Origin of the sequence: Trichocoleus sp. ST-U1 (assembly GCF_039961835.1) — a bacterium.
GTDB lineage: Bacteria > Cyanobacteriota > Cyanobacteriia > Cyanobacteriales > FACHB-T130 > FACHB-T130.
Genome location: NZ_JAMPJZ010000004.1, coordinates 71,498 through 97,646, shown reverse-complemented (window position 1 = coordinate 97,646; position 26,149 = coordinate 71,498). Strand labels below are relative to the sequence as shown.

General features: G+C 47.2%; 16 protein-coding genes and 1 pseudogene. 11 read left to right on the top strand and 6 right to left on the bottom strand.

Features of this window, described 5'->3' with window-relative positions; genetic code table 11:
- Positions 1-158 precede the first annotated feature (158 nt).
- The 3 genes from NDA06_RS03175 to NDA06_RS03165 all read left to right on the top strand — a co-directional run bounded on the left by NDA06_RS03175 (position 159) and on the right by NDA06_RS03165 (position 3,129).
- Positions 159-2,351: a tetratricopeptide repeat protein gene (locus NDA06_RS03175; RefSeq protein WP_347277006.1), complete on the top strand. Its 2,193-nt coding sequence runs from the start codon at positions 159-161 to the stop codon at positions 2,349-2,351.
- A gap of 161 nt (positions 2,352-2,512) precedes the next feature.
- Complete coding sequence (locus tag NDA06_RS03170; RefSeq protein WP_206755340.1) at positions 2,513-2,689, top strand: hypothetical protein; 177 nt, start codon at positions 2,513-2,515, stop codon at positions 2,687-2,689.
- A gap of 128 nt (positions 2,690-2,817) precedes the next feature.
- Positions 2,818-3,129 carry a chromosome segregation ATPase gene (locus NDA06_RS03165; RefSeq protein WP_190411315.1) on the top strand — a complete coding sequence of 104 codons (312 nt, stop codon included), beginning with the start codon at positions 2,818-2,820 and terminating at the stop codon, positions 3,127-3,129.
- A 68-nt stretch (positions 3,130-3,197) separates the two neighbouring features.
- On the opposite strand, the gene NDA06_RS03160 is transcribed toward NDA06_RS03165, so the two are convergent.
- Entirely contained in the window at positions 3,198-6,341 is a 3,144-nt protein-coding gene (locus tag NDA06_RS03160; RefSeq protein ID WP_190984970.1) for an MFS transporter, read from the bottom strand.
- Positions 6,342-7,573: 1,232 nt separating this feature from the next.
- On the opposite strand from NDA06_RS03160, the gene NDA06_RS03155 reads away from it, so the two are divergent.
- Positions 7,574-7,867 carry a hypothetical protein gene (locus NDA06_RS03155; RefSeq protein ID WP_190984935.1) on the top strand — a complete coding sequence of 98 codons (294 nt, stop codon included), beginning with the start codon at positions 7,574-7,576 and terminating at the stop codon, positions 7,865-7,867.
- Here NDA06_RS03155 and NDA06_RS03150 read toward each other — a convergent pair.
- Together NDA06_RS03150 and NDA06_RS03145 are read right to left on the bottom strand one after the other, a co-directional pair.
- A complete protein-coding gene (locus NDA06_RS03150) occupies positions 7,828-12,531 on the bottom strand; it encodes a CHAT domain-containing protein (RefSeq protein WP_348251680.1) in 4,704 nt (1,567 codons plus the stop codon). The genes NDA06_RS03155 and NDA06_RS03150 overlap by 40 nt on opposite strands.
- 199 nt (positions 12,532-12,730) lie before the next feature.
- A complete protein-coding gene (locus NDA06_RS03145) occupies positions 12,731-14,602 on the bottom strand; it encodes a tetratricopeptide repeat protein (protein WP_190984937.1) in 1,872 nt (623 codons plus the stop codon).
- Between the two features lie 481 nt (positions 14,603-15,083).
- Here NDA06_RS03145 and NDA06_RS03140 point away from each other — a divergent pair, with 481 nt between their 5' ends.
- Together NDA06_RS03140 and NDA06_RS03135 are read left to right on the top strand one after the other, a co-directional pair.
- A complete protein-coding gene (locus NDA06_RS03140) occupies positions 15,084-15,878 on the top strand; it encodes a DUF2993 domain-containing protein (protein ID WP_190411320.1) in 795 nt (264 codons plus the stop codon).
- 185 nt (positions 15,879-16,063) lie between these two features.
- Complete coding sequence (locus NDA06_RS03135) at positions 16,064-17,356, top strand: amino acid permease (protein ID WP_190411321.1); 1,293 nt, start codon at positions 16,064-16,066, stop codon at positions 17,354-17,356.
- Between the two features lie 36 nt (positions 17,357-17,392).
- Here NDA06_RS03135 and NDA06_RS03130 read toward each other — a convergent pair whose 3' ends face one another.
- The 3 genes from NDA06_RS03130 to lepA form a co-directional block, all read right to left on the bottom strand.
- Complete coding sequence (locus NDA06_RS03130) at positions 17,393-18,784, bottom strand: UDP-glucose/GDP-mannose dehydrogenase family protein (protein WP_190411322.1); 1,392 nt, start codon at positions 18,782-18,784, stop codon at positions 17,393-17,395.
- 108 nt (positions 18,785-18,892) lie between these two features.
- Positions 18,893-19,852: a UDP-glucuronic acid decarboxylase family protein gene (locus tag NDA06_RS03125; RefSeq protein ID WP_190411323.1), complete on the bottom strand. Its 960-nt coding sequence runs from the start codon at positions 19,850-19,852 to the stop codon at positions 18,893-18,895.
- Positions 19,853-20,144: 292 nt separating this feature from the next.
- Entirely contained in the window at positions 20,145-21,956 is a 1,812-nt protein-coding gene (gene lepA, locus NDA06_RS03120; protein ID WP_190411324.1) for a translation elongation factor 4, read from the bottom strand.
- A gap of 753 nt (positions 21,957-22,709) precedes the next feature.
- Between lepA and NDA06_RS03115 the strand changes: the two genes are divergently transcribed.
- From NDA06_RS03115 to NDA06_RS03095, 5 genes and pseudogenes are all read left to right on the top strand, one after another.
- Positions 22,710-22,940, top strand: coding sequence for a type II toxin-antitoxin system CcdA family antitoxin (locus NDA06_RS03115; protein WP_190411356.1), 231 nt, complete (start codon positions 22,710-22,712; stop codon positions 22,938-22,940).
- Between the two features lie 128 nt (positions 22,941-23,068).
- On the top strand, positions 23,069-24,403 hold the full coding sequence (locus tag NDA06_RS03110; protein WP_190411325.1) for a GAF domain-containing protein: 1,335 nt from the start codon (positions 23,069-23,071) through the stop codon (positions 24,401-24,403).
- 295 nt (positions 24,404-24,698) lie between these two features.
- Positions 24,699-24,922, top strand: a pseudogene (locus tag NDA06_RS03105) (ATP-binding protein); the annotation flags it as partial.
- A gap of 126 nt (positions 24,923-25,048) precedes the next feature.
- Positions 25,049-25,699 carry a DUF3386 domain-containing protein gene (locus NDA06_RS03100; RefSeq protein WP_190984938.1) on the top strand — a complete coding sequence of 217 codons (651 nt, stop codon included), beginning with the start codon at positions 25,049-25,051 and terminating at the stop codon, positions 25,697-25,699.
- Positions 25,700-25,829: 130 nt separating this feature from the next.
- Positions 25,830-26,072: a NifU family protein gene (locus tag NDA06_RS03095; protein WP_190411328.1), complete on the top strand. Its 243-nt coding sequence runs from the start codon at positions 25,830-25,832 to the stop codon at positions 26,070-26,072.
- The last annotated feature ends 77 nt before the right edge of the window (positions 26,073-26,149 follow it).

The window sequence follows — 26,149 nt, the reverse complement described above, 5'->3', positions numbered from 1 at the left end:
CCACGCCCCCCAACCGACAAAATGACACCGACAAAATGACATAGTTGAATTCGGTTCTCCTACTAACTGAATTGGTTTTCTAGTACCCAGTCCGAATGGGCGGGTTCCAAACCCCCCCAAACAGCCCTCAGTCCCTTATTTATCCTTCCTAAACGTCGGTGCCACAAGCCAACGGACACTACCCTGCCAGCATGACGGTGACGGATACCGCTCACCGAAAAATTTCCGATGGAAACCGGATCATCTATCAGCGATTGAAACAGGCGCTGAGTCTTGGTTTGCGTCGCCAAATTTTTGTGGCGGTATGCGACGACCTCACCTTGAGAAATCGTCTGGCTGCCCGATTACACGCAGAATTGGCGATTTCGGAAGACGGAAGAAGAAACAAGTCCAATCGCACTCATTCGTCTTTCCTGCCGAATCCTGGCTCCTTCCAAGGCTACCCCCGACTGGTTAGCCTGAACTTAAACTTGAGCCAGCCGCATCCCATCGCTCAGATCAATCGCTGGTTAGCCAAACACCCACCCCCTGACAACAACCCACCCGGATTTCAAATTTTGGGGGTGGAACTATTAACCAAGCAGCCAGCAACGGTACAGGGATTATTTCTGCGCTCTCTCAGGGGTATTGAGCGCAGTTTGCCGCGCTTAGAATCTAGCTTGTTGCTGTGGATGCCTCGCCCTTGGTTCCGGGCGATTCAGCAGTCGGCACCTGAGTTTTGGCGGTGTCACACCGGCTTATTTGAGTTTGAAGGGGAACCCACACCTATATCAGAAGAGACGTGGTATCCGTCTCTACAATTCTCAGCGCCCCGCGAACAAGCTGCTGAGCAAGAGACGGCTGTACCTCAAGAAAATCTGTGGCACATTCTGAACCGCGACTTCGCGAAATATAGCGAAACCCGTTCGGAAAATCCAGTTTCAGGCAATGATTCTGGTAAGGAAGAGGTACAAGCGACGCCTCCGGGAGAGGAATCTCAGCATCCGGCAACAAATCTGCCAACGAGTCCTTCTCCCCTGCAAGAATCAGAAGCAAAGAATGATGAATCAGCATTCATTCATCCTTCCCATCCTGAAGCCCCTCATCAGGCGATTAAGAATCTGCCTCAGGTGCAATCGTTGCAGGAAATTGCTCAATTACAGCAGCAATCCTGTCCGCCAGAGGCACTTGCTGAAGCGTATCTGAGGCTAGGGAATCATTACCGCGATTTGATTGAACTCGAACAATCAAATACCTCGCAAGAAAACCTGATCGTTGCCATTCAAGCTTACGAACAGGCATTGAGTTGGCTAGAGGCAGATTCGCCGCTGGTACCGGATACCCTTAATGACTTGGGCAATCTCTACTGGATGCTAGCTCGCTATCCAAGCAAAGTCGAAGAGATGCTTGTCTATCTGGAGCAAGGGATTCAGGCGTATCAAACCGCTTTAACTACCTTCAATCCCGATGAAGCGCCCCACACCTATGCCATGATTCAAAATAATTTGGGGGCGGCATACGGAGAAGTGGCTCGTTATCGAGATGCTGCTGAGAACTTGCAATACTCGATTGGCGCTTATCAAGAAGCTTTGCGCTATCGTCCTTCCCAGATGGAGCCGCTCAAATATGCGGCGACGCACAATAATTTGGGTACGGCTTACTGGCATTTAGCACAGCAGCAGCAGCCGGTGACAAACTTGCAACAAGCGATCGCATCTTATACAGAAGCGCTGTTGTATTACAATCCGGAGCAAGAGTCGCTTAGCTGGGCAATGCTGCAAAACAACATCGGCACCGCCTACTGGAATCTCGCCCAGTACGAACAACCCGCAACGTATTTAAAACTTGCTATCGATGCTTACTTGAATGGACTAAAATATCGGACGCCAGATGTAGTCCCGGCAGCTTGCGCGGCGACGCAGAATAATTTGGGTACGGCTTACTGGCATTTGGCAAGCCAGGTAGAAACGAAAGTGGAGGCGCGACAGGAATATTTGCAGTCGTGTATTACAGCCTATGAAACTGCGATCGCGCTTGTCCACCGGCTGAGCCAAAACACGCCCCCAGTGCCGGTTACGTTTGATGCCTCTGCCACCTACAATAATTTGGGGCTGGCTCACTACCAGATGGCAACGGATAAGCAGTTCGCTTTGGCTCAGGGTTCGCTGTTAGAGCATCTAGAGGCAGCGTTACACAACCATTTGCAAGCATTGCGAGGCTTTAGCGCTCAACCCGATGCCTACGAATCCACTTTGTCTTATGTTGTGCAGACAATCCGGGCATTTTTCCGCGAACGTGGCTTACAAGGTCAAAATCTCGCCCTTTCCAAGGTTCCAGGTAAGCTGTTGCCAGAATTACTGCGACGGTTGTAATTCCCATGCACTGAATCAATCTGCTTCCGGAGAAATCGCAATCCATTCGAGCTGTGAGACGTTAGCCCTTCAGATCCTCGACTTCAAGAGAAGTCGGGGATTTCTTCTTTGGAAATCATTTAGCAGTGCTAGAGCTTGGAATCTAAAGCAAAATCGCGATCTTGCTAACGAAAAATTATTTTCATTTATCTCAAGATATTGAAGAAAATGAAGCTTTCCCTGACTCCTGCTACACTATTGTGGGGAATGAAGCTATGAAATATTTTCTGGAGGCTGAATTAGTTGCTGACTTGTTAATAATGACTTTCAAAAGTTTTAATGAGTTATTAATTGCCTAAAGCTAATTGAAACCATTTTTATAAATGGTTGAAGCCAGTTTATTCTTCTTAGTGGGGGCACTGCCATGCCGTGTCCCTAGCGTTCCCTCCATCAATTTGCCGTCACCCAATATCCCTAAATCTATACCGTGCAGAACATACCTCAAGATGATTCACCGAATGTTCCTGTCCAAAGAAATTGGTATTTAGTGACATTAACTCAGGTGTCGAAGCGTGAATTATTTTGCAAGCAAATTTTACACGCGATAGAACAAGAGAAGCTACAAGATGTGATTTTAAGAGTGGAAATGCCAAAAGAATCTGTATATCAGAATTTGGTATTGCTGGAGACGACGAGTTTTAAAGCTCTACGCGATCGCTTGCGACAGCTAGACTACGATCCCAAAATTTCGCCTAAACCCTTAACTTCCGAGCAAGTTAACCGGATGTTGGGCTTATAAAAAAGCAGTAGGGGCAGGAAAACAATCCTGCCCCTACGTTTATGGATTAGCGGAGAAAATCGGTAACTTTAACGACCGGAAACGGCTAAAGCGCCAGCGATCGCGGAAACGATTCCAGACACAGTTGCCGTACCAAACAGCCACCAAGCGGCAGAGGCAGCAGCTTTGCGAGTTTCTTCTGCCTGCCGCTGCGCTTGATACTTCACTTCGTCTAAGCGGCGTTGCGCTTCCTGTTGGAGGCGATCCACCCGTTGCAGGACGCTGTTGCGTGCGCCTTCAATTTGATCGACGAGCCGGTTAGCATCTTCCTCGGAGATGTCCTCGCGGGAAGACATGATGGCAACCAGAGTATTGCGATCGAAATGGGAGAGGCGATCGCGCAACGCATCAAACCCAGCTTGCGGATCGTCAAACAACTTGCGAACATCTTTCTTGATGCTGTCATAGTTGAGTTCTGGGCGATCCAGCGAGTTGAGGTAGTTGCGAATTTGGGCAAAAATCCCGTCAATTGTCTGTTGAATTCGCCGTTGAATGCTGCGAATTTGCTCCACAAATTGATCGCGTACCGAGAGGACTTGATCCACAATTCGGGCAGCTTCTTCCTCAGAGATATCCTGCCGTTGCGACAGCAGAGAGATCATCGTGTCGCGGTCGATGTGAGATAGGCGATCGGTCAGACTCTCAACTCCGGTGCGCGGATCGTGCAGCAACAACTGCAAATCGCGCTTAATTGCTTCTGGGTTGAGTTCGTCTTTGCCAGTATTCCGCAGGTAGTCTTGCAGCGTGCTTTGGAAATCTTGGATTTGTGCCTGCGTCCGGGTGGCAAGGCGACGAGGCGCTCTGACGATGTTTTTGATCGTCCCCTGCACCTGATCGATGACCTGATTTACTTGCTCTTCGCTTAGGTCTTGCCGTTGGCTCAGTAGCTTCACTAGGGTATCGCGGTCTACTTGAGATAGCCGTTGCCGCAGTGCCGTAGCACCTTCTCTGGGGTCAGAGAGCAGCCTGGTCAAATCCCGCTGGATGCCTTCGGGATTCAGTTCGTCTTTACCAGTGTTCCGCAGATAATCTGCTAGAGCTGTGCTAGTTTTGTCTACCTGCTCTTTGGCTTTATCTACGACCATTTGCGGTGCTTGGACAACGCTGCTCCAAGAATGTTGCACCTGATCGATGATTTGATTTACCTGGTCCTCGCTCAAGTCTTGTCGCTGACTCAGTAGCTGGACTAAGGTATCGCGGTCAAAGCGAGAAGCTCTCGACCGAAGTGCCCACATTCCTGCCTGCGGGTCGTTCAGGAGAGTTTTGATATCTCGCTGGATGCCTTCAGGATTCAGTTCGTCTTTGCCAGTATTTCGCAGATAGGACTCTAAATTGACCCACACTGCCTCGGTTTCCGATTGAATTCGGTCTCGGAGGGCTTGGGATTCGATCAGCACCCGATCCCGTGATTGTTCTAAATTCGTAGCGATCGCGTCAGCTTCTGTCTCGCCGATGTCTTCGCGTCCCCGCAGCAATTGCATCAAGGCATAGCGATCGTACAAAGCAAGACGACGCTCAAGGGTGCCGTGGTCGGCATCTGCGTCTTCTAGCACCTTTTTGAAATTGTCGTTAACGCCTTCTGCGCTCAGTTCTGTCTTGGGTGCTGTTCGGATATAATCTTCAACTCGGCGGCGCAGGTCTTGCGTCCTTTCTTCTTCTTCAGCTGCCCGCACTGTCACCAAAACTTCTTGCCGGATGCCTTCCAATTGATCGGAAATGTCGTTGATTTTGTCTTGGGTAAAGACGCCCCGTTGTTGCAACAGGTTGGCAAAATATGACTTGTCTAGTTGCTCCAATTCCCGGCGAATTGTCCCCGGATCTCCTTGGGGGTCGTAGATGACTTCTTTGAATTCCCGGTTAAGTCCTGGTCGGGTAATCTGCCAGGAGTACGTGTTGAGCAGGTAGTTGTCTACATCTGCTCGAATGGTGCTGTAGGGGAGTTCTGGTTTAACTCCTGCTTGAGTCGCTAGTTTGTCGGTTTGCTCGGTTACTTTGTCTTTAGCTTTAGAGAGGGAACTTAAGATGGTTTGCACATCTAAATCTGAGAGATCCGTGCGTCCCATTGCTAATCCCATCAGGGTCGTTAAACCCTGTTGAACGCTTAGCTGAATTGGACCAGGAGCTGCGTCGTCGTCGGCTGCTTTTTGATCGGCTTTTTTAGAGTCGCGCGTCTCTGCAATCAGCTGGTCGAGTTTGGCGTTGATATCATCTGACTTCACTTGACCCGGTTGTGCAGACTTGAGATAGTTGAGCAGTTCGCCCATCCGATCGGTTTGTTGTTCTCGCGATCCCACGGCTTGCCGCCATACGCCTTCGAGTTGGTCTACGATGCGGTTAAGGTCTCGTTTCGAGAGGTCTGTGCGATCGCTCACCAAATTTACAAATGTTTGGCGGTCGATGTTGCGAAGATTATCGGTGTTAGCGATCGCTTTTAATTGCGGGTCACTCAGCAATCTTTCAAATTCACCCCGAATCTTTTGCATATCGAGTTCTGGGGGACGCAAACCGCCTAAATAATCCTCCAGCGTCTCGCGGATGCTGGCAGGATCGATTCCCGATCCCAGTTCTCGCCGCACTGCTGCTGCTGCCGCCTCTGCGGTTGACACAACTTGATTATTCACAGCTTGTGCGCCGATTGCTGCGGTTGCTGTGCCGACAATTGCTTGGAAGCCGCTGGTTGCAGTATTGACAACTGAACCCACTAACGATCCCACTGTCGTCGAACTTACCCAGAATAGCAGGCAGAAGTAGGTTGCCCAAATTACCAGACCGATAATAGCACCCAAGCCGCCACTGCTAATCAGGCTCAGTTTCACTGCCAGGAAACACGCGATCGCTAACGCAATGGTGACTGTCACCAGCGTCCAAATTCCGACTGCTGTCCCTATTTTGCGAATTGTCCCTCCCAAACTTCCAGATTCATCCCGATCGGAATCTGAATCTGATTGATGACCCAAGTAAGAGATCCCGGCGGCGACTGAGAGGTTGGTTAACAATAATTGCAACGCAAAAGCTAACACTATCCCAGAAATCAGCGCTACAAAAAATTGAGGCCCTGAAAAGACAAGTGCCGCTTCTTCTGGAGTATTCACCGTTGGATCGACTGGTGTAACTTGAGCGAGCCAAAATAGGGTTTTGTACATTCCCATGAGTATTCCCGTACTCTCAAACATGATATTTTCTTCCTCAAAGCAAATCCCGCGCAAATTATAAATTAAGGTATGTTGAGTGGTCAAAATCTGCAAAAAAGACCACACTCTGAAACACCCGTTTGTCAAAAAAACGAGTGATTATCTTTCTGGTTTCTTTGTACTCATCTACTTAAGTAGTTACTCTGTATGTATCGCCTAACTCCTCTCTGTACGCCAGAATCGTCGAATCGGTCACTACAAAGCATCCTCCTGAGGTCTGAAATGTATACCTGTGGCAGGATGGAGAGAGTAAGGGAGTAAGCCGCGAGCAATAAAACTACATTTGCAGACCTTTTCCTAAAACACGCTGCTGCTTCTTTCCCTAAGCACCATTATCTAGGCGATCTGCTCCGAAACCATGACGTACAGTTTAACTTAAGGAGTGGAGCAATAACCTTTAATGAAAGTTTATCTTCTATCCAAATTTTAGGAACTGAATCAGAAGCTAGAGATACTTAGCTCAGGGCTTAGACTGAACGAATAAAATAATATATCAGATGCTTTTATGCAAGCCCCTATCGGTGTAAAGTCGTTAAATATCTGAGAAAACACCAGGAATTCATTGTTACAGGATTGTTTCTGATTCGTGAAGTAACCGCCCATTTTCTGAGATTTTTTTGAGAGAAGGTGCAAACGGAGCTTGCAAAAGTAACAGGTATTCTCCATATCTTTAGAACTATAATGCTTGATTCATTCTTATCATAAATATCAAATTTAAATGCAATATGGTCATTAAGTAGAATTCCCTTAAAAGGTATAACTTAATTTTTAAGCTAATTATCCAATATTGCCAGCACCTATATTATCAGTTATTTCGATTTGGTAATTTTAGTAGATGTATTGAAATTCTTAATTGCATTTGTAAATAAAGATTTAACTCTTGTTAGTTTTGATGGTTATAAACGTCAAAATCAACCGATCACCTTGGAACTTAACGAACATTTTAATATCAAAGGAATAATTTTATATTCCTTGAAGTGAAAGCTGGTGAGGGGTAATACGGTTTGGTTAGAAAAAGAATGTGAAAAAGTGCTATATCTCTATATCTATAGCGTTTCTCAGATGGCTGGAACATATTGTGGTTCTCACGTTCGGTAGCAGATTTTTGATTGCCATTCCCGTGCCGATGTATCTCATACCAATTCTCTGTAAAGATGCGCTTAATAATAGAATAATAGAGCTTCAGTGGCAGGCGAGCGATCGGGTGAAGTGGAGTGAGGACTTTGTGGGAGGCATCTCGATGGCAAGCTGTTGACGAGCGCATCGGACTAGTTAGTGCTTGCCAGCCTGTTTTCAGCGTTTGCCTTTGCTCGTTTGCGATCGCTCTTGACACGCAAAACACTATCTATTTATTAAGCGCATCTTTAAAAAGAATTGGTATCACCTCTTTTTTCCTCAGCCCTTTTTTCCTCACCTCTCAGTCCTCAGTCCTCACCTCTCAGCCCTCAGTCCTCCCTCCTCCCTTCTCTTACCAAGGGTTGCCAATCAACGTGAAAGCTGCCCAGTAGAAAGGATGCTCAAGGCTTCTATTTCCCAGTCCAGCCATTGAGGGTGGCAAGGGAAAGCTGCCATTGAGGGTGCGGAGTTGACCTTCCTCTAAGCGCACTTTGCCCTTGAGCATTGCCACCTGTGCCTGACGCACCGCCTCCGCCTTGATGGGCGCTTTTTTCAATTGTTCGTAGAACTCTGTCATCAGCCCCAAAGTCCCTTCATCGCTGACGTACCAGAGACTCGCTAGAGCTGACTTAACGCCTGCCTGCACTGATAACCCGGCAAAGCCTAACTCTGCCTGTTCATCTCCCAAGGCTGTGCGACAGGCACTTAGCACCAGCAATTCTACAGGAGGGTCATTCCAACCTAACTCCCGCAGCTGATCCAATCTCAGCTTGGTGTCCCACAGCTGAATATAGGAATTGCTTGGTTCTCCTGACTTAAATTCCCCATGCGTGCCTAGGTGAACAATTCCGAAAGGTTCTTGCTGACGCTGCGCCTTAAGATTTTTCAGAGTGAAGGCATCGTTGAGGAAAGATTTACCCGACCATAGGGAAGAGGCGATAATGGACAATTCCACGGGCACGGCGGGTAAGGGGTTTTGGTTAGTAAATTTGGCTGCTCCCATTGCCAGGACTTGGGTTTTTTTAATATCCCGGTAACGAGTATCGGTTAGGCTGAGACTCGGCATGAGTCCGACGCTGTATTTTTCCACTAGGAATTGTTGACCGTCATGGAGGGCAGCAACCGGAAGACTCCGCAACCCTGTATCCATGAGGAAAACCAAATTATCGATCTTGCTAGCTTCTAAATCAGCTTTTACGGGTGCTATCAACCACTTATAGAGTTGTTGGGAAGAATTGAGGTAACGGTTTGTTTTAAGCGGCTTAGTGATTTCTGAGCGAAATTCCTGGGCGACTTTGAGAACTTGACGGCGTGTTACCCCTGTGACTCTCCTGCGAATTGGTGGCTTTTTAGCTGTCACAATGACGAGTTCGAGTTGGTCGTTATCCTGCGGTAGGGGATTGTTTGACGATTGAGCTGGAAGTTGAGCTAGCTGATTTAGGGCTAATCCCTGAGAGTTGAATTGCCAAAGAATATCTAATTGTGGCGCGGGATAAGGGAGTTGACTTTTATCTGCTGCTGTTCCTGGTGTAACTGTTGCAGGCACAAAAGCAACATAAATGAGTGCCGGTTTCACTCCAGTTGCTTTCTCAATTTCGTTAAGAATTTCACGCGCCTCATCTAAGGTTTTTAAGGGAAGATCGGGAGCGAGTCCCAAATATTGCTGGAATTGCCTTGTAAACTCTTGGTCGATTTGAGCAAGAACCGGATCGATTTCGACTGAGGCAAGGGTTCTCGTTGCCGGTATTCGTGTCAGTGGCGTCTCCTGCGGTGGTGATAATTTGCTGGAAAGTGGCGTTGGGGAAGGTGTTGGCGTGGGGATTGGCGTGGGAATTGGCGTGGGAATTGGTGTGGGGATTGGCGTAGGGATTGGAGTTGGAATTGGCGTGGGAATTGGTGTGGGGATTGGCTCAGCTACATTGATGGTGAGCTGTTGCGGGGCGGAGAAGGAAACGCGATCGCTCGCACTAATTGTAAAGGCATTGAGCAAACCAGTCGCACCCGTAGGCGGTGTGTAAACTAAAACATCGCTCAACGACAAAATGGTTCCCGGTACGATGACGGTACCATCTTGTTTGGTCAGCGTTCCCCCATTAATGGCATCAATGCGTATTGAGGTAAAATCGCTATTTGCATCGGTTATAGATGGATTTAAACTCGCAACGGTGAATGTAATCGACTGATTTTGTTGAGTAGCCGTTAGCAGAGTATTTGCGGTCAAAGTCGGTGCTTGGTTGATAAAAGTTATTTGAATACCATCAACACTAGGATTGCCCACCTCAAAGGTATTGTTATTGGGAATCAGCGTATCGATAGATGGAATGGTTTGTGCAGGAGAAATCAGCTCCCCATTCCCATTACTTCCACCCGTATCAATCGCTCCCGCCGTACCGTTGTTAGTCGCATCGCCGACGATAAATTGAAAGTTATCTTGCCCCCCATCATGCTGGATGAAAACCGAGCCTCCTTTCGTCACTCCACTGGTAAGGATGGTTGCCGAAGTACCGTCAATTATGCTCTTTCCCTTAACGACTCCTAGTGAAGATATTGCGACATTGCCACCAATGAGAGATCCATCGATCCCATCTCCTGCTTCTTGGATAGCTTGGGTATTAATCGTCTCAAAGGTAATATTGTCATCGGTTGTTAAGCTGACTAACCCACCAGTTGCGTTCAGGAGATCGCCATAAGTCGTGGGGGGATTAACAGTGGCAGAGGAATTAATGTTGCCCGTGATTATATCGTCCTTAGCTGTGAAGTTGACCGCACCCCCTGTAGCAACGATGGGATCGGTAGCAGAGGAATTAATGTCGCCGGTTTGAATACTACCTTGGGCATCTAAGGTAACTGAGCCGCCTATCGCATCGAATAAAGTGGGGCTATTTGTGATCTCAACAAAAGCAGAGGAATTAATTGCATCTGTTGTAATATTGCCTCCAGCCGTTATCTTGACGTTACCCCCTATAGCGCCTGGATTATCTCCAAGGAAAAATATGTCAGCTTCTGCAAAAGAATTAATTGTGCCTGTGGTGATATTACTCCCAGCTTCTAGAGTAACTGCGCCGCCTGTAGCTTTAAAATCAGCGGTGGATGAGGAAGTGATATTACCTGTGATGATATTAATGCCAGCTTCTAGAGTAACTGCGCCACCAGTAGATTGAAAATTAGAGGAGGAGGAATTGATATTACCATCAACTGTAATTGTGCCTGTTGTGGTTAAACTCACCAGACCTCCATTTCCATTATTTTCACCGGAAGAAGTAATATCACCTGTGATAATGTTGCCGTTGGTGGCCTTGAGGATGATACTGCCATTATTCGTGTAGATGGAAGAAGTGTCTAGATTGCCTGTAGCGATCGCACCGTTGCTGCTATTAAGTTCAATCTGACCACTATTGGTACGAATATTTCCAACTGTGAGACTCGCTCCAGAAATCTTTACTGGCTGTAAAAAAGTCTCGATAGTATCTCCTTGATTCATCGAAAAAGCTCCAACACCATCACCGTCAAAATCGGCAATCAAGGTAATCGATCCGTTAGCGTTTAGTGTGTTGTCAGCTAGGTCTTCAATGGTGATATTGTTAGTCGCCTGTAAAACGATGTCAGCATCCACATTTTCAAATTCTGACTCGAAGATGATCGTCGGCGTGGTGTCAGCGCTAACTACCTGACCTAAAATGCCAGAAGGGTTCCCAGTAAAGCTATCGTTTAAGCCGTCCGTGTCATCTCCATCCTGCGTGCCATTCTTGATAATGATATTAGTTGGGTCGAGTAGCAGAGTGCCGACTTTACCATTTGGCGCAAGCGTATCCACCGTGCCTTTGAAAGTTAGGCTTTCCTTGCCCGAAACTTCCACAAATCCGCCATCGCCAGAATTCTTGCCGCCACGGGCGTTGATATTGCCGTAAAATTCAGTTGCCTTGTCAGACCAAACGATCGCACGACCCCCATTACCGTTGTTCTTGCTATCAACATCGATCGAAGAATCTGGACTGACATAAGTTCTAGAGGCATTCGGTACTGTGCCCTTCCCTTGATAATCGCCGCCAATTAGCACCGTTCCACCGCCAAGACTGCCGGAAGCGTTGATGTTGGCACCCACCAAGCCTACTTTGTCGCCGAGAACTTGCACTTTACCGCCAGTCTGCCCGGATGCGTCCAGATTTCCAGACACAATCGCAGTCCCTGTATCGGTGGGGATGGCAACGCCAGATCCCGTGAGTACCACTTGACCTTTGTTATTAACGGTGAGTTGAGTCGCATTCCCAACTTTCCCGCCCGTCAGCAACTGCGGTACGGATTGAGGATTAGGAATGGGGGATTGGGGATTAAAATTCTGAGTCGCGACCTCCAAACTGAGTAGGTTTCCAGGTTGACTAATCCGCACGGATTTTCCGCCGGAAACCGCTGCCACAGTAATATTTCCTTCTGGTGCCAAAAGTTGCCCGGTATTAACGATAGTGCCACCGAGTAAGGTGAGATTTTTCCCCTGTCCTACTGCTAAGTTTCCAGCGTTAACGATGGCACCAGGTTGAGGAGGCGTGAAAGCAAAAGTGCTGGGATTTCCTTCTAAAGCGGCATAATTATTGTTACCGATGGCATTAAACAAATTGTTGCCAAAGCCGATACTGTTGGCGGTGGTGGCAGTGAAAGATGCAGGTACATTCAGACTAGCGTTGTTGCCAAAGACAATTCCGGCTGGATTCATCAAAAATAAGTTTGAATTGCCGCCAGTGACTTGAATTAAGCCATTAATGACGGAGACATCTCCACCCACAACTCGACCGAGAATATTCTGAATGCTGGGGGTGGATAGGAAGTTGGCAATCTCACCTTGATTGAGATCAAATTGGTTAAAGCTGTGGAAGAGATTCTCGCCTTGGCTTGATAGCTTACCGCCGGTGATGTCGAAGCGATCGCCATTGACGTTGACAAGGGTACCAGTGCCATCAGCAGCCGGAATGATGGGTTGTGCCAATGCTTTTTCTAAGCTGATGACTCCTGCTAGAGGCAAGGCTGCCATCACTAGGCTAACTTTTCTCACTAAGGGTTTCATAATTGCTCTCTCTTGCAGATATTAAGAAATATTGAACAACCAATCGCAGTTCTGCTTTGCCGAAGTCACTACGTTTTTGTTTACACGGGTTGTTCCTTTAACCAATCGCTAACTGTGATGTACTTTCTGGACAGTTATTATACTGCTGTTATAACTTATCTCAACCAGGATTGTCTTCAGGAAATAAAAACACCCAAGTCTAAGAAAAAAGTTTTTTTAGAAGAATTTGATGAGACTTATGGATGAATTTAATTTTATCGGAAAATACTGATATAAAAGCGTCTATCCCCACCTTGGTATTTTGAAAAGTGTTTTTTGCAAAAATAAAATCATAATCGTCAAAAATGATCGTGCCGCCTACTTTGACAAGCGCCCAACTTAAAACTGCATCTTCCAGAACATCGCTGGCTAGGTGGGAGCCATCAATGTAAACTAAATCATAAAAACCCAAGGGTAACGAACGCAATATTTGTTGAGATTTACCTACTATTTTTCGTACCTTTTCCGCTGCACCCGTACGATTTATATTAAAGTCAAATCGCTCTTCTATAGAGCTTAAATAGTCACGCTCATATCTTTGATGTTCCAAGCTACCTGCAAAGGTATCTATACAGGTAATTTGGCTATAACTATCTATCAAAATATTTTCTAAAAACCAGCAAGTAGATCGTCCCTCCCAACTGCCTATTTCTAAAATATTTAATCCAGGTATTTTAAATAAGGGTTTAACATGCTCATTCAAAATATCAAGGTTGCGGCTAAACCAGTCTGTAGAAAATTGATAACCTTTCAATATTGTCTCAATTTGATAACGAGCTTTTGAAAATTCAGGCTTGATTGTTAAGAGTTTACGGTAATAGCTCATTGCCTCGGCAACTCTACCCTTTTGCTGGAAAATCATGCCTAAATCGTAGTAGGCTTCAGGAAAGTCAGGTTTAACTTCCAGCGCTTTCTGATAACAAGCGATCGCTTGTTCAATCTGTTCTTGCATCCACAATCTTGCTCCCATTTTAAAATAGGCTTCAGCTAAGAGGTTTTGCGATCGCTGGTAGTTACTGACATCCCCTTGAACAGAGAAAAGTTGAGCAGATGTCTGCAAATCGGCGATCGCTTCTGGATAGTTACCCAATTTAGAATGGGCATTTCCCCGGTTATTGTAGGCGGCGGCAAAGTTAGGATTAAGCTGCAATGCCAGAGTATAATCGTCAATCGCTCCTTGACTATCTCCTAAATCGAAGCGTGCGACACCTCGATTAGTGTAAGCTTCAGGAAAATTAGGATTGATATTCAGCGCCTGAGTGTAATCCTCAATGGCTTTTTGCCCATCGCCAAGTCTGGAGCAAGTATTACCCCGATTGTAATAAGCAACAGCATCATGGAGATTGAGATGCAAGATTTGGCTATATTCCTCGAAAGCTTTTTGATGGTAAATTTGCCAAATTCTCTGTACTGTTAAATGTCTTTCCTGGTGGTGATGTCTGTAAGTTTGGGCTTCGTGCTGTCTCCAGATAATCACTTGTTCGGCAACAGAAATCCCGGTTTGACCAGAGAGGAATAAGCTTAAAAATAAAGTGCCAGTTGAGACATATTCGGTTTGCACTAGGTTGAAGATGCGGGGCAAGTCTTGTATCCAGTCTCCAATCTTGAGGCTGAAGCAGGGAGGGCAGAATTTTAAATTAGCGATCGCTTCTCGAAATAATTCATTTCCCTGCTCTTGATAAATTGGGGAAGCCACATCGTTGAACTGCCCGATAACTGCTGTATAAGGTAATGCTAAGGATGCATTGAGAAAGCTTAGTAAACTCTCTAGCGCCTCATCATCCCCATCTAGAATAAATACTTGTTTTACATTTTCTCTTTTTGCATCAGCCAGAGCCTGTATCAGCGTAGAAGCTGGCCCTTTATGCTCTAGTCGTCTAATTTGGCATCTATTTTTAACAGCAGCCAAATTAGGAAAAATATTGCTTCCATCATCGTATACAACAATATCAAAATCTCCCTGAATCGAACGGATAGCCCGTTCTAGATAGGGATAGCTAGGATCGTAATATCGAATAATGATCCGTGTCATCGCCGTCAACTTAAGAATACAGAACAGTGTTCATCCCACACCAGTCGCTCAAAATTCCCCTAGTCTGAGTCATGATGCTTTCGTTGCCACACTCCAAGTAATTTTCGTGTATCTGTCATAAGGAGTAGGGAAGCCCTGCCCTTACTGGCATCGGAAGACTCTAGAGATTGTGAAATTTAATTGTCTCCAATGATACTTTGCAACTTTTGGCAGTAATCTGGGATCTTTAGCCCAGAGTCTTTGCAGCACCTAGTGATGTTGTAGGCGATCGCGCATCAAGAGGGCGATCTGCTCACATCTGCGACTCTAATTGTTGTAACTAATTGGAAAATTCAGAAAATTCTATCAATCGCGCCATTTTCCGGCTGATAACCTTAAGCAGTAGGCTCTCTGGGGTTCTCTCTGTCTTAGGTCTTCTTGCTTATTTGTTAATATTTTGTTACAAACAAGAGAGTAAGCACTCTTATGGACGCGAAACATTATGTTAGGCGGCCTTACTGGTTTCACAAACAATACTGGCACTGATTGGGGAGAACGCCTCCTCAATACAGTCGCTAGCAAGACTATTCGCCACATGTTTACCCAGAGTGAGTCTGTGGAAGTTGCTGTTCGCTGCTATCCCTCCAGCAAGCTTTTGCAGGGCAGTATTGACAGCTTCAAAATGAGCGGTAGTGGTCTTGTGATTCGCCGCGAGTTTCGCACCGAGGAGATGTCGTTTGAGACAGACGCCGTCTCGATTGACTTCAGTTGTGTAATGCAAGGTCAGATCCGCCTTAAGCAACCCACCCAGGCAGTTGTACAGGTGACGCTAACCCAGGCAGATATTAACCAATCCTTTCAGGCAGAACTGGTGCAGAAGCGCCTGCAAGATATTTCCACACCAGCTTTGACAGATTTATCTGGCGGTCAGTCCGTTTCCTTTACCGAAGTCCAAGTACAGCTGCTGCCCGAAAACCAAGTGCAAATTTTTGCAAAGGCAGATTTGGGCGAAAAAGGATTGGTGCCACTCAGCATGAAATCAACCTTAAGCGTGGAACGGCGGCGTCGCATTCGGTTTAAAGATCCCCAATTTCAACCAGAGGCGGTTCCAGAAGAATCACGGGAAATTTCTCAGACCTTGACATCGGCGTTTGCGGAAATTTTAGATAACATGGTCGATTTAGATCGCTTTAATCTCGACGGCGTAACCATGCGAATTAACCGCTTGGAAACCCAAGGAGATAAGCTAATTTTCAGTGGCTATGCCCAAATCGAGCGCGTTCCCAATAACCCTTGATTTTAGTCAATCGTCATCGGTTAGTAGGCAATCGCAGGGTCAGAACCGCGTTAAAAGGAACAGGGATAAGGAGCGGTGGTTGAACACCCCTTTTCTATCCTTAATTCGTAAAGGTCAGCGATCGCACAACTGTGTCTTAACCTCTCAGCCTTAGGATAACAGTAGTGTTATCTGGGAGATATCTTGTGACTGCTGGAACCTCACCCCCGCAGCTTCAGAGAGAGTTAGGGGTTTTGGGTGCCACGATGATGGGTTTGGGTTCGATCGTAGGCACGGGCGTGTTTGTCAGCATCGGCATTGCCGCCGGAATCGCAGGACCGGCGGTAATTTTGGCGATCGCGATTGGAGCCGTTGTGGCAACCTGCAACGGTCTCAATAGTGCCCAGTTAGCAGCGAATCACGCCGTCAGCGGTGGCAGCTACGAATATGGCTACAAGTATCTCAATCCGAGTCTAGGTTTTACCGCAGGCTGGATGTTTCTCTTGGCAAAGACTGCTTCAGCAGCAACGGCAGCTTTGGGTTTTGCTGGCTACTTGCTGAATGCGACGGGTTTGTATGGGCGGGGATTTCTGATTCCCACGGCGCTAGCTGCGGCGATTTTGATGACTTTAATTGTTTTGAGCGGGATTCGCCGCTCTAATCGCGCCAATATTGCCATCGTCTCGGTGTCGCTGCTCTCTTTAATTTTCTTTGTCCTTATCTGTCTACCCCGCGCCACAGAGGTTGGTACAGAAAATCTCACGCCATTTTTCAAAGGTTCTCCGGCGACGGTACTCCAAGCCAGTGCGCTGATGTTTGTGGCTTACACGGGTTATGGAAGGATTGCCACGTTGGGCGAGGAAGCACGGGAACCCCGGAAGACAATTCCAATCGCGATGATTGTTAGCCTGGGGGTGACAATGCTGCTTTACATGGCAGTGGTAACGGTTGGCATTGGGGCGGTCGGGACAGAAATTTTGGGCAAAGCAACCCAGGCACAGGCAGCACCCCTCGAGGTGGCAGTTCGCAGCGTTGCCGGTTCAAGAGGTGCGGCGATTTTATCAATTGGTGCGATCGCGGCGATGCTGGGGGTACTATTAAACTTGATTTTGGGTTTGTCCCGCGTGCTGCTGGCGATGGGAAGACGCCGGGATATGCCCAGAATTTTGGCACGGCTAAATCGGCAAGGAACGACACCCGATTTAGCGGTGGTCGTGGTCGGAATTGCGATCGCCCTTTTAGTTCTGCTTGGCAATGTCAAAACGACTTGGTCATTCAGTGCCTTTAACGTCTTGATTTACTACGCAATTACTAATCTGGCAGCATTAAAAATGCCAGATTCAGAACGGCTCTATCCCAAATGGATAGCCTGGGCAGGTCTAGGATCTTGCCTGTTCCTGGCTTTCTGGGTAGAGCCGCAAATCTGGCAAATGGGTCTGGGATTAATTGTCGCTGGTCTAATCTGGCACCAAGTCAGGCAAAGAGTTAGGGAGTTATGAGTTAATAACTCATAACTCCCTAACTCAAAACTTTTCCTAGCGACCAACACCGATGTATTGGAAACCGGCGCTTTCTATTTCCTTCCGGTTGAGGAAGTTACGACCATCAATCATCACCGCGTTGTTCATCAGCTTAGACATTTTGCTATAGTCTAGGGTCTGGAACTGCTGCCAGTCTGTCACCAACACAAGGGCGTCACAGCCATCAGCCAGCCGTTCGGGATCGGTTTCCACCATCACGCCGGTTAACCCATGACGCATCCCAGTTGAAGAAACAATTGGATCGTAGGCTTTCACTTTCGCCCCCAGCCGGTTGAGTTGCTCGATGAGATTGAGCGCTGGAGCATCGCGCATATCATCGGTATCGGGTTTGAAAGTCAGACCTAGCAATCCCACCGTTTTGCCTTTGAGGATTTTTAGCGCCTGTTGCAGTTTTTCGATCGCAATCACGCGCTGGCGCTGGTTGACACTCACAGCAGATTTGAGCAGTTGAGCTTCATAGCCGTAGTCGTCCGCGGTATGAATCAAAGCCGAGACATCTTTCGGGAAGCAGGAACCACCCCAGCCAATCCCAGCTTGCAAGAACTTGTTACCAATCCGGGAATCCAAACCGATGCCCTTAGCGACTTGGGTAACATCAGCACCCACGCGATCGCAAATATTGGCAACTTCGTTGATAAAGCTGATTTTGGTTGCGAGGAAGGCATTCGCGGCGTACTTAATCATCTCAGCAGAGTTGATGTCTGTCACCACGACGGGCACTTGTGGTAAGGATTTGTCTTCTGCCACCTGGCGCTCGACAATGGGAGCATAGAGTTCCTGCATCATGGCGATCGCTTTCGGATTGGTGCTACCCAGCACAATCCGATCCGGGTTAAAGGTGTCGTAAACTGCCGAACCTTCGCGCAAAAATTCTGGATTGCTAACAACATCAAACTGAGGAGTTGTTTCTAGTGTCAGCTCCTCGGTAACAACGCCACCAGCTCCCACTAAGGACTTTTGGCGCTCCAGCACGCCATCAAGTACAATCATCCGTACCCAGTCCCCAGAACCAATTGGCACTGTGGATTTATTCACAATGACTTTGTAACCACCGTCAAGATGAGCGCCAATTCCACGGGCAACGGCTTCAACATACCTGGTATCGCTTTCACCATTTGCCAAAGCGGGCGTCCCTACTGCGATGAACAAAATTTCTCCATGAGCCACTCCAGCACCCAAATCGGTAGTGAACTCAAGATGCCCTGACTGGGAAGCCGATTGCATAATTTCTGACAGTCCTGGCTCATAAATCGGGGACTGTCCCGCTTTCATCAACTTGACTTTTTCTTCGTTATTGTCAACGCAGATGACATGATGTCCAATATGAGCAAGACTGGCACCCGTGACCAAGCCAACATATCCAGTGCCAATTACGCAAACACGCATAGGAGTAAACCTCAAAAAAATTGGAATGACAGTTCTGGGGGTACGATTCTGTTGGGTAGTCTTTTGTTAAAAGTCATTGATAATTAACTTTTGACAAAGGACTCTAATTCACGAATCGCTGTGGATGCGATTCTCCGGCAGAGAAGCTAAGCGATCGCGAAAATCTTCTATAGTCAGTTGTAACCCTTCTTGCAAGGGTATTGTTGGCTCCCAATCCAGCCAAGTCTTTGCCCGCGTGATATCCGGACGCCGTCGGCGAGGATCGTCTTCTGGCAGTGGCTCAAGCTTAATCTTCGAGTCTGGGTTCACCATCTTTTGGACAGCCTCAGCCAGCTCTAAAATCGTATATTCATCGGGATTCCCTAAATTAATCGGTCCCGTATGCTCGCCATTCATCAGCCGCATCAGCCCTTCCACTAGGTCTGAAACGTAGCAGAAACTTCGGGTTTGCGAACCATCACCATAAACGGTTAGGGCGGTACCCCGCAGAGCTTGCACTACAAAGTTGCTAACCACTCGACCGTCATTTTCTAACATTCGAGGGCCGTAGGTGTTGAAGATTCGCGCGACTCGAATTTCTACATGATTCTGGCGATAATAGTCAAACGCCAGTGTTTCTGCAATTCGCTTGCCTTCGTCATAGCAGGAGCGAATTCCTATCGTATTGACATTACCGCGATATTCTTCAGTCTGGGGGTGGATTTCAGGATCGCCGTACACTTCTGAGGTGGAAGCCAAGAGTAATCTCGCCTTCACCCGCTTTGCCAGTCCTAACATATTCAGTGTACCCAGGACATTCGTTTTCACGGTCTTTACTGGGTTGAACTGGTAGTGTACTGGAGAGGCGGGGCAAGCTAGGTGATAAATTTGCTCCACTTCCAAGCGTATCGGTTCGGTGATGTCGTGACGGATGAGTTCAAAATATGGATTATCCAGCCACTTCAGGATGTTGCGTTTGTGTCCGGTATAGAAGTTATCGAGGCAAATGACTTCATGCCCTTGCGTCATTAGCCGGTCGATCAGATGGGAACCGATAAAACCAGCACCACCTGTGACTAAAATTCTCATCTGGCAATTGAGTCTTTTAAGAGTTGGAATCCATCTTAGACTAACCTTGCCATGCGATGGTGTCCAGATGTACCTGCATTTTCAATAAATCTTTGAAGATATCGATGAAGATAATGTAAAGATTAGCGATCGCTCCTCGGCATTCATTTCTTCGCCTCAAGTTCGTTCCTTTCCCACTCTCAGCCTGGAATAGCACCCTATGTAAGACACGAAGCTACGAAAATACGCTGGATTCCTAAGCTTAGCTTAAAAATCCAGCGTAAGTCTCAATTCAGTAGTCTCAATCCAAGCGCTACTCTTGATCCAGGCGCAACACCGCCATGAAAGCTGATTGCGGTACATCAACCGTCCCAATCGACTTCATGCGCTTCTTCCCTTTAGCCTGCTTCTGCAACAACTTTTTCTTTCGAGAAATATCACCGCCGTAGCACTTGGCAAGCACATCTTTTCTCAAAGCGGGGATATGTTCGCTGGCGACAATCTTACTGCCAATCGCGGCTTGAATCGGAATTTTGAACTGATGCCTGGGAATCAGTTCCTTCAACTTTTCTGTCAAACCACGTCCTACGTTGTAAGCCTTATCCCGATGCACAATCATCGCTAAGGCATCAACGGGGTCGTTGTTGATTAAAATATCTAGCTTAACCAGGGGATTTTCCTGATAGCCAATCAAATGATATTCCATACTGGCATAGCCGCGAGTTCTGGACTTCATTTGGTCAAAAAAGTCCGTCACCACTTCCGCCAGGGGTAACTCATAAGTCAGCGTGGTTCGCCCCTGCGTTAAATACTTCATATCTTTGAAGACACCACGCCGGTTTTGACATAACTCCATCAAAGTCCCCACATAGACTTCTGGGGTAATCATGTCTACCTTGACATAAGGCTCCTCAATTTTTTCCCGCTCGTTCGGCGGCGGTAGGTGGCTGGGATTATCAATGTAGACTTCCTCTCCCTTATTGGTAATCACCCGATAGACCACCGAAGGAGCGGTGATAATCAAATCTAAATCGTATTCCCGCTCTAGACGCTCTTGGACGATCTCCATGTGCAGCAAGCCCAAGAAGCCGCAGCGGAAGCCAAACCCCATTGCGCTGGACGTTTCCGGTTCGTAGTTCAACGCCGCATCATTTAATTTCAGTTTTTCCAGGGCTTCCCGTAAGTCTGGGTATTGGTCAGCATCGGTAGGGAACAAGCCGCAAAAGACCATCGGCTTCGCTTCGGTGTAACCGGGCAATGCCTCGCTAGCAGGGGCATTCGCTAGGGTAATGGTGTCTCCTACGCGAGCATCTTCCACCGCTTTAATTGCCGCTCCTAGGTAGCCCACTTCTCCGGCGTGCAGTTCGTTCACCGGCTTCTGAGTCGGGGAAAGGATACCCAATTCGTCAATTTCATATTCTTTGCCAGTCGCCATCAGACGAACGCGATCGCCTTTTTTGACCGTACCATCCATCACCCGGAAGTATACAATTACACCCCGATAGCTGTCATAGTAACTATCAAAAATTAAAGCTCTCAGCGGTTGGGACACCGTATCTATCGGCGGCGGGACTAAGTGAACGATCGACTCCAGGATCTCGTCAATCCCAAGCCCTTCTTTTGCAGAAGCGAGAATTGCACCGCTACAATCCAGTCCGATAATTTCTTCAATTTCTCCCTTTACCCGATCTGGCTCAGCTCCAGGGAGATCGATTTTATTTAATACTGGAATAATTTCCAGATTATTTTCAAGGGCAAGATAAACATTGGCAAGCGTTTGCGCTTCCACCCCTTGAGAGGCATCCACTACCAAGAGTGCGCCTTCGCAAGCAGCCAGAGAACGCGACACCTCGTAGGAAAAATCAACGTGACCAGGTGTATCAATTAGATTTAGAACGTACTGTTGACCATCCTTGGCGGTATAGTTCATTCGGGCAGCTTGCAGCTTAATCGTAATGCCGCGCTCCCGTTCTAAATCCATATTGTCCAGGAACTGTTCCTTCATCTGCCGATCTTGCACCGTGCCCGTAAACTGCAAGAGGCGATCCGCCAGAGTGGATTTTCCGTGGTCAATGTGGGCAATGATCGAGAAATTACGAATGCGAGAAACAGGTACGTCAGTCATAGCCAAACAAAAAGGCACGAACGGCAATTGAAAAGTTCAGCGGACTTCAAATATTGTAATGTTTCCGATGCCCCGGCAGTTAGGACAGCCGCAGATATGTCCCTTCTGTCAACGTGAAACAATTCTTTAACTTTGAGTAGGACAGTTACCGCCTTCGATGACTATACAGTAGAAAATCTGCGCGGTTTACCTAAATCAGAGACAGCGATAAAAATAGATGCAGGACTGAGGACTGAGGGTTGAGGAAGGAGGACTGAGGACTGAGAGTTGAGGAGGGAGGACTGAGTAACTGTCAAACAGTCAGTAAAGCGAAGCGATAACCATTTAATTTGGCACGGGAGGGTGATGAGAACACAGCAAAAGGTATTGTGAATCTAAAGACTTAAAAAGAAATCTTGTGTATTCAAGTAGATTAGGGCACATTGGAATTAAATCCATGCAAAAACTGCTCTGATGAAAAACCTTTAAAAAAAGGGTAATTTTCTGAGGAGAGAACGACTTTTCTACCGAAAAGTGGCAACGCTTCAGGAGCAGCCGCCCTCACCACAAAATAGAGCGCTATTACCTACTAGCAGTTAGCGCCCAGAGAATGTCAGAATGCATACTAGGGATCGGAATTGCAAAATTTTGTTGCCCATTAGGATTAGGAGCTGCCCTCAACTCACTGCGTTGCTTGCATCAGCAGTTAGCATGGAAAGACGGCGCATCCTCTTCCGCATTGGATTTGCTTGGAAATGTCATCACTGCACTGATATGAACGATCGGGCCAGATATTCTCAGGGTTCAGCCGAAAAGGTGGAAATTTCTATCCACCTTGATTCTGAACTGTTAGCACAAATTAAGCACCTGACCAACGATCCGAGTAAGGTCATTGAGACGGCAATTCGGCAGTGGCTTAGAGGCGAACGAGATCGAGATGATGAACTGACTCGGAACCTAGAGAGGAATCCGCCCGTGCCTCCGAGAGGAGAATGGAACGATTAATGAAAAATAAAGAACACTCTAGATGTAGACTTTAGCCGCAGGGCAAGTCTTTTGAGGTTGTATCTATCACAGAAAACGGCTGGTAATCATTAGCTTCTTCTCCTTTTGCAGTTTACAGGTATACTCTGATGGCGGCTCCTGTTAATGTCTCACTGCCAACTTTCGAGTCAACTGTGTCAAGTCCAGATCAGTACCAAAAACTGCTGAGTCAGATTGCTAGGAATATCCGTCGCACGCTCGATCTAGATACCATTTGGCAGCAAACGGTTAGAGGACTAGGAGAAGCGCTTAACGTTAGTCGCTGCATCATCTGCAACTACGAAAGTTCTAAGCCCAAAGTGCAGGTGGTGGCGGAGTATTGCCAGGAGACGTTTCGGTCGATGCTGGGACAACAGTTACAGCTTGCCGAGCAACCCTATCTAAGGCAAGCACTGGAGACACAAGGCGAGCCAGTTGTGGTAGAACAGGCTGGGGTGAATGCGTTTGGGCAACAATCGGTATTAGTCGTTTCTACCTGCTATCAAAACCAGCCAAATGGCGTCATCGCTTTGCAACAGTGCGATCGCACTCGGCGATGGAACGATGCCGAAGTTGAGTTAGTTAGAGAACTGGCAGATCAGGTGGGAACCGCGATCGCTCACGCCACCCTGTATAAAGAATTAGAAGAAGCCCGCGAACAAGCAGAAGAAGCTTCTCGCCTCAAATCAGAGTTTCTGGCAAATACTTCCCACGAACTTCGGACACCGCTAAACGGCATGATTGGCTCCCTGAAGCTGATCCTAGATGGGACGGTAGACGAGCCAGAAGAGCAACTGGATTTTATCCAAGATGCTTACCGTTCAGCTTTACATCTCCTCAACCTGATCAATGACATTCTCGATGTCGCCAAAATTGAAGCAGGCAAAATGGAGCTGGAACTGGGACAGGTGAAGCTGGAAGAACTATTCGGGGATGTCGAGGAATTTACCCAGAATCAGGCGCAGCAGAAAAACCTGAGCTTATGCATTCAAATGCCATCTACTTACGATGAAATTATCCTGTATGGCAACTACCAGCGGCTGCTCCAGGTGATGTTAAACCTGATAGGGAATGCAATCAAATTTACCCATGAAGGCGGCGTCACGGTCAGTGCCGAGGTCAGTAAAAAGAAACTTAAGTTTGGAGGACAAGAATGTCCAGGCGTCGTGAAAGTCCAAGTCGCCGATACGGGGATTGGCGTCTCCCTTGACAAGCAAGACAAACTATTTCAATCTTTTAGCCAGGTAGATGGCTCTCGCACCAGACAGTACGGTGGTACCGGATTGGGATTGGCAATATCTCAAAGGCTGGTAGAAGCAATGGGTGGGGTCGTAAACTTCTACAGTATGGGCGAAGGGCTGGGTTCAACAGTTACGTTCACCGTGCCTCTGTATCAAGAGCCGGTAATGATTTCAACGCAACAGACAGGTTCGATGGATTGTTAATGTAGGTGCTACTTTCGGGGATTAATGAAATTGGGTTGAGTTGGCTCTACTAGTTGAAAGCACAAACAAGCTGCTTGCTGGTAGTTTCAGGCTCTACGATGAAATTTCGAGAAAGCAAGCACGCCAACATCGCCTGCGAGGTCAACAGGATTCTATGACTGAGCCAATTTCCGAACCGTACCAAAACTTTGAACCAAATTGCTAACAGGAGCGATCGCACACTCGATCTAAAAGCGATTTTCCAGCAAACGGTTGAAAGTTTGGGAAAAGCATTGGACATAAGCCGGTGCCTTAGTTTCAATTGTTCGGTAAAGTGAATGGCTCTCACACAACTCCCGGTGCGGGTACGGGACTCGGACTCACAATCTCTCAAAAGCTGCTCGAAGCAATGGCTGGCAATATTCATGTTCATCGTACGGGGAAGGACTCAGCTCAACAGTCATGGTCACTGTACCCCTGTATCAAGCTCCAGTAATGATTACTACGCCACAGACGGGTTTAATAGAGCTATTAATCTAGGTGGGTACAGCGACGCTATCGGGTTTTTCTGCTAACCCCAGTTTTCAGAGAATTGTGTCGCCAAAGCGTGTCACTACTCTGCAAAGATTTTTACACTAGGAAAGAAGTTGATTAAAGTAAGAGTCTATGACTGAGCAAGCAAATGCTCGTGACTTGTTTCGGGCTGCCTACGAAAACCGCTACACCTGGGATACTAATTTCCCCGGATATAGTGCTGATGTAGAACTCAAGCAAGGTGATGAAGTCTACAAAGGCAAAATTCGCATCAACAGCGACATGACTGTTGAAGTTACCGGCATCGAAGACGAAACGGTGCAAGAGAGCATCTATACTCAGCTCAGGGATATTGTCACCCACCGCAAGCGGGGGTCTTTTGACAAAGCTCACGGCAAGAACGAATTTAACCTGGGGGAAACGGACGCCAGCGGCGCTACGGAAATTCTGGTTAAAGGCGATGCGATGGGATCTAACTACAAAATCCGAGGCACTGAAATTTGCCAGGTGAGTCGGGTAATGGGTCGAATGGCATTTGTCATCGATACCGCTGAAAGTTTAGACACCGGAGAAGGCTACGCCGCCAGTCGCTACGATGTTATCTTCCGGAATCCTCAGACAGGTGAATTGCTCAGAGAAATGCAATTTGAGGATACCTTCGATAAAGTCGGCGATTACTACGTGATGACCAAGCAGGTAATTCACGCGAATGAGCAAGGTCAGAAAACGACTACCGAGTTCAACTACGCGAACGTCAAGTTACTGGAACCAGCAGCGGTATAGGCAGTCGGCGTTACAATACGCTCTCAGCGGTTCCCAGTGTTCTCCATTTTCGCGATGAGTTTTTATCTCTGCGTGAACTAGGATCAACATAGCTGCAATAGAAAGAAAGATTCGATAAGGTAAACTAACCATGTCACAAACACTGGCACTGACTTCAGAAAACGTCGAACAAGTTTTGGATGAACTGCGCCCTTACCTAATGTCCGATGGTGGTAACGTTGAGCTGGTAGACATCGACGGTCCAGTCGTGAAGCTACGCCTCCAAGGAGCCTGCGGATCTTGCCCTAGTTCAGCAATGACGCTGAGAATGGGAATTGAGCGCCGCCTGCGCGAATTTATCCCCGAAATTGCCGAAGTTGAGCAAGTCCTTTAAAGGCAAAAGGTAAAAGGCAAAAGGCAAAAGATTTTTTCTGATTTCTTTTGCCTTTTTAGTTTAATTGAACCAGTCTT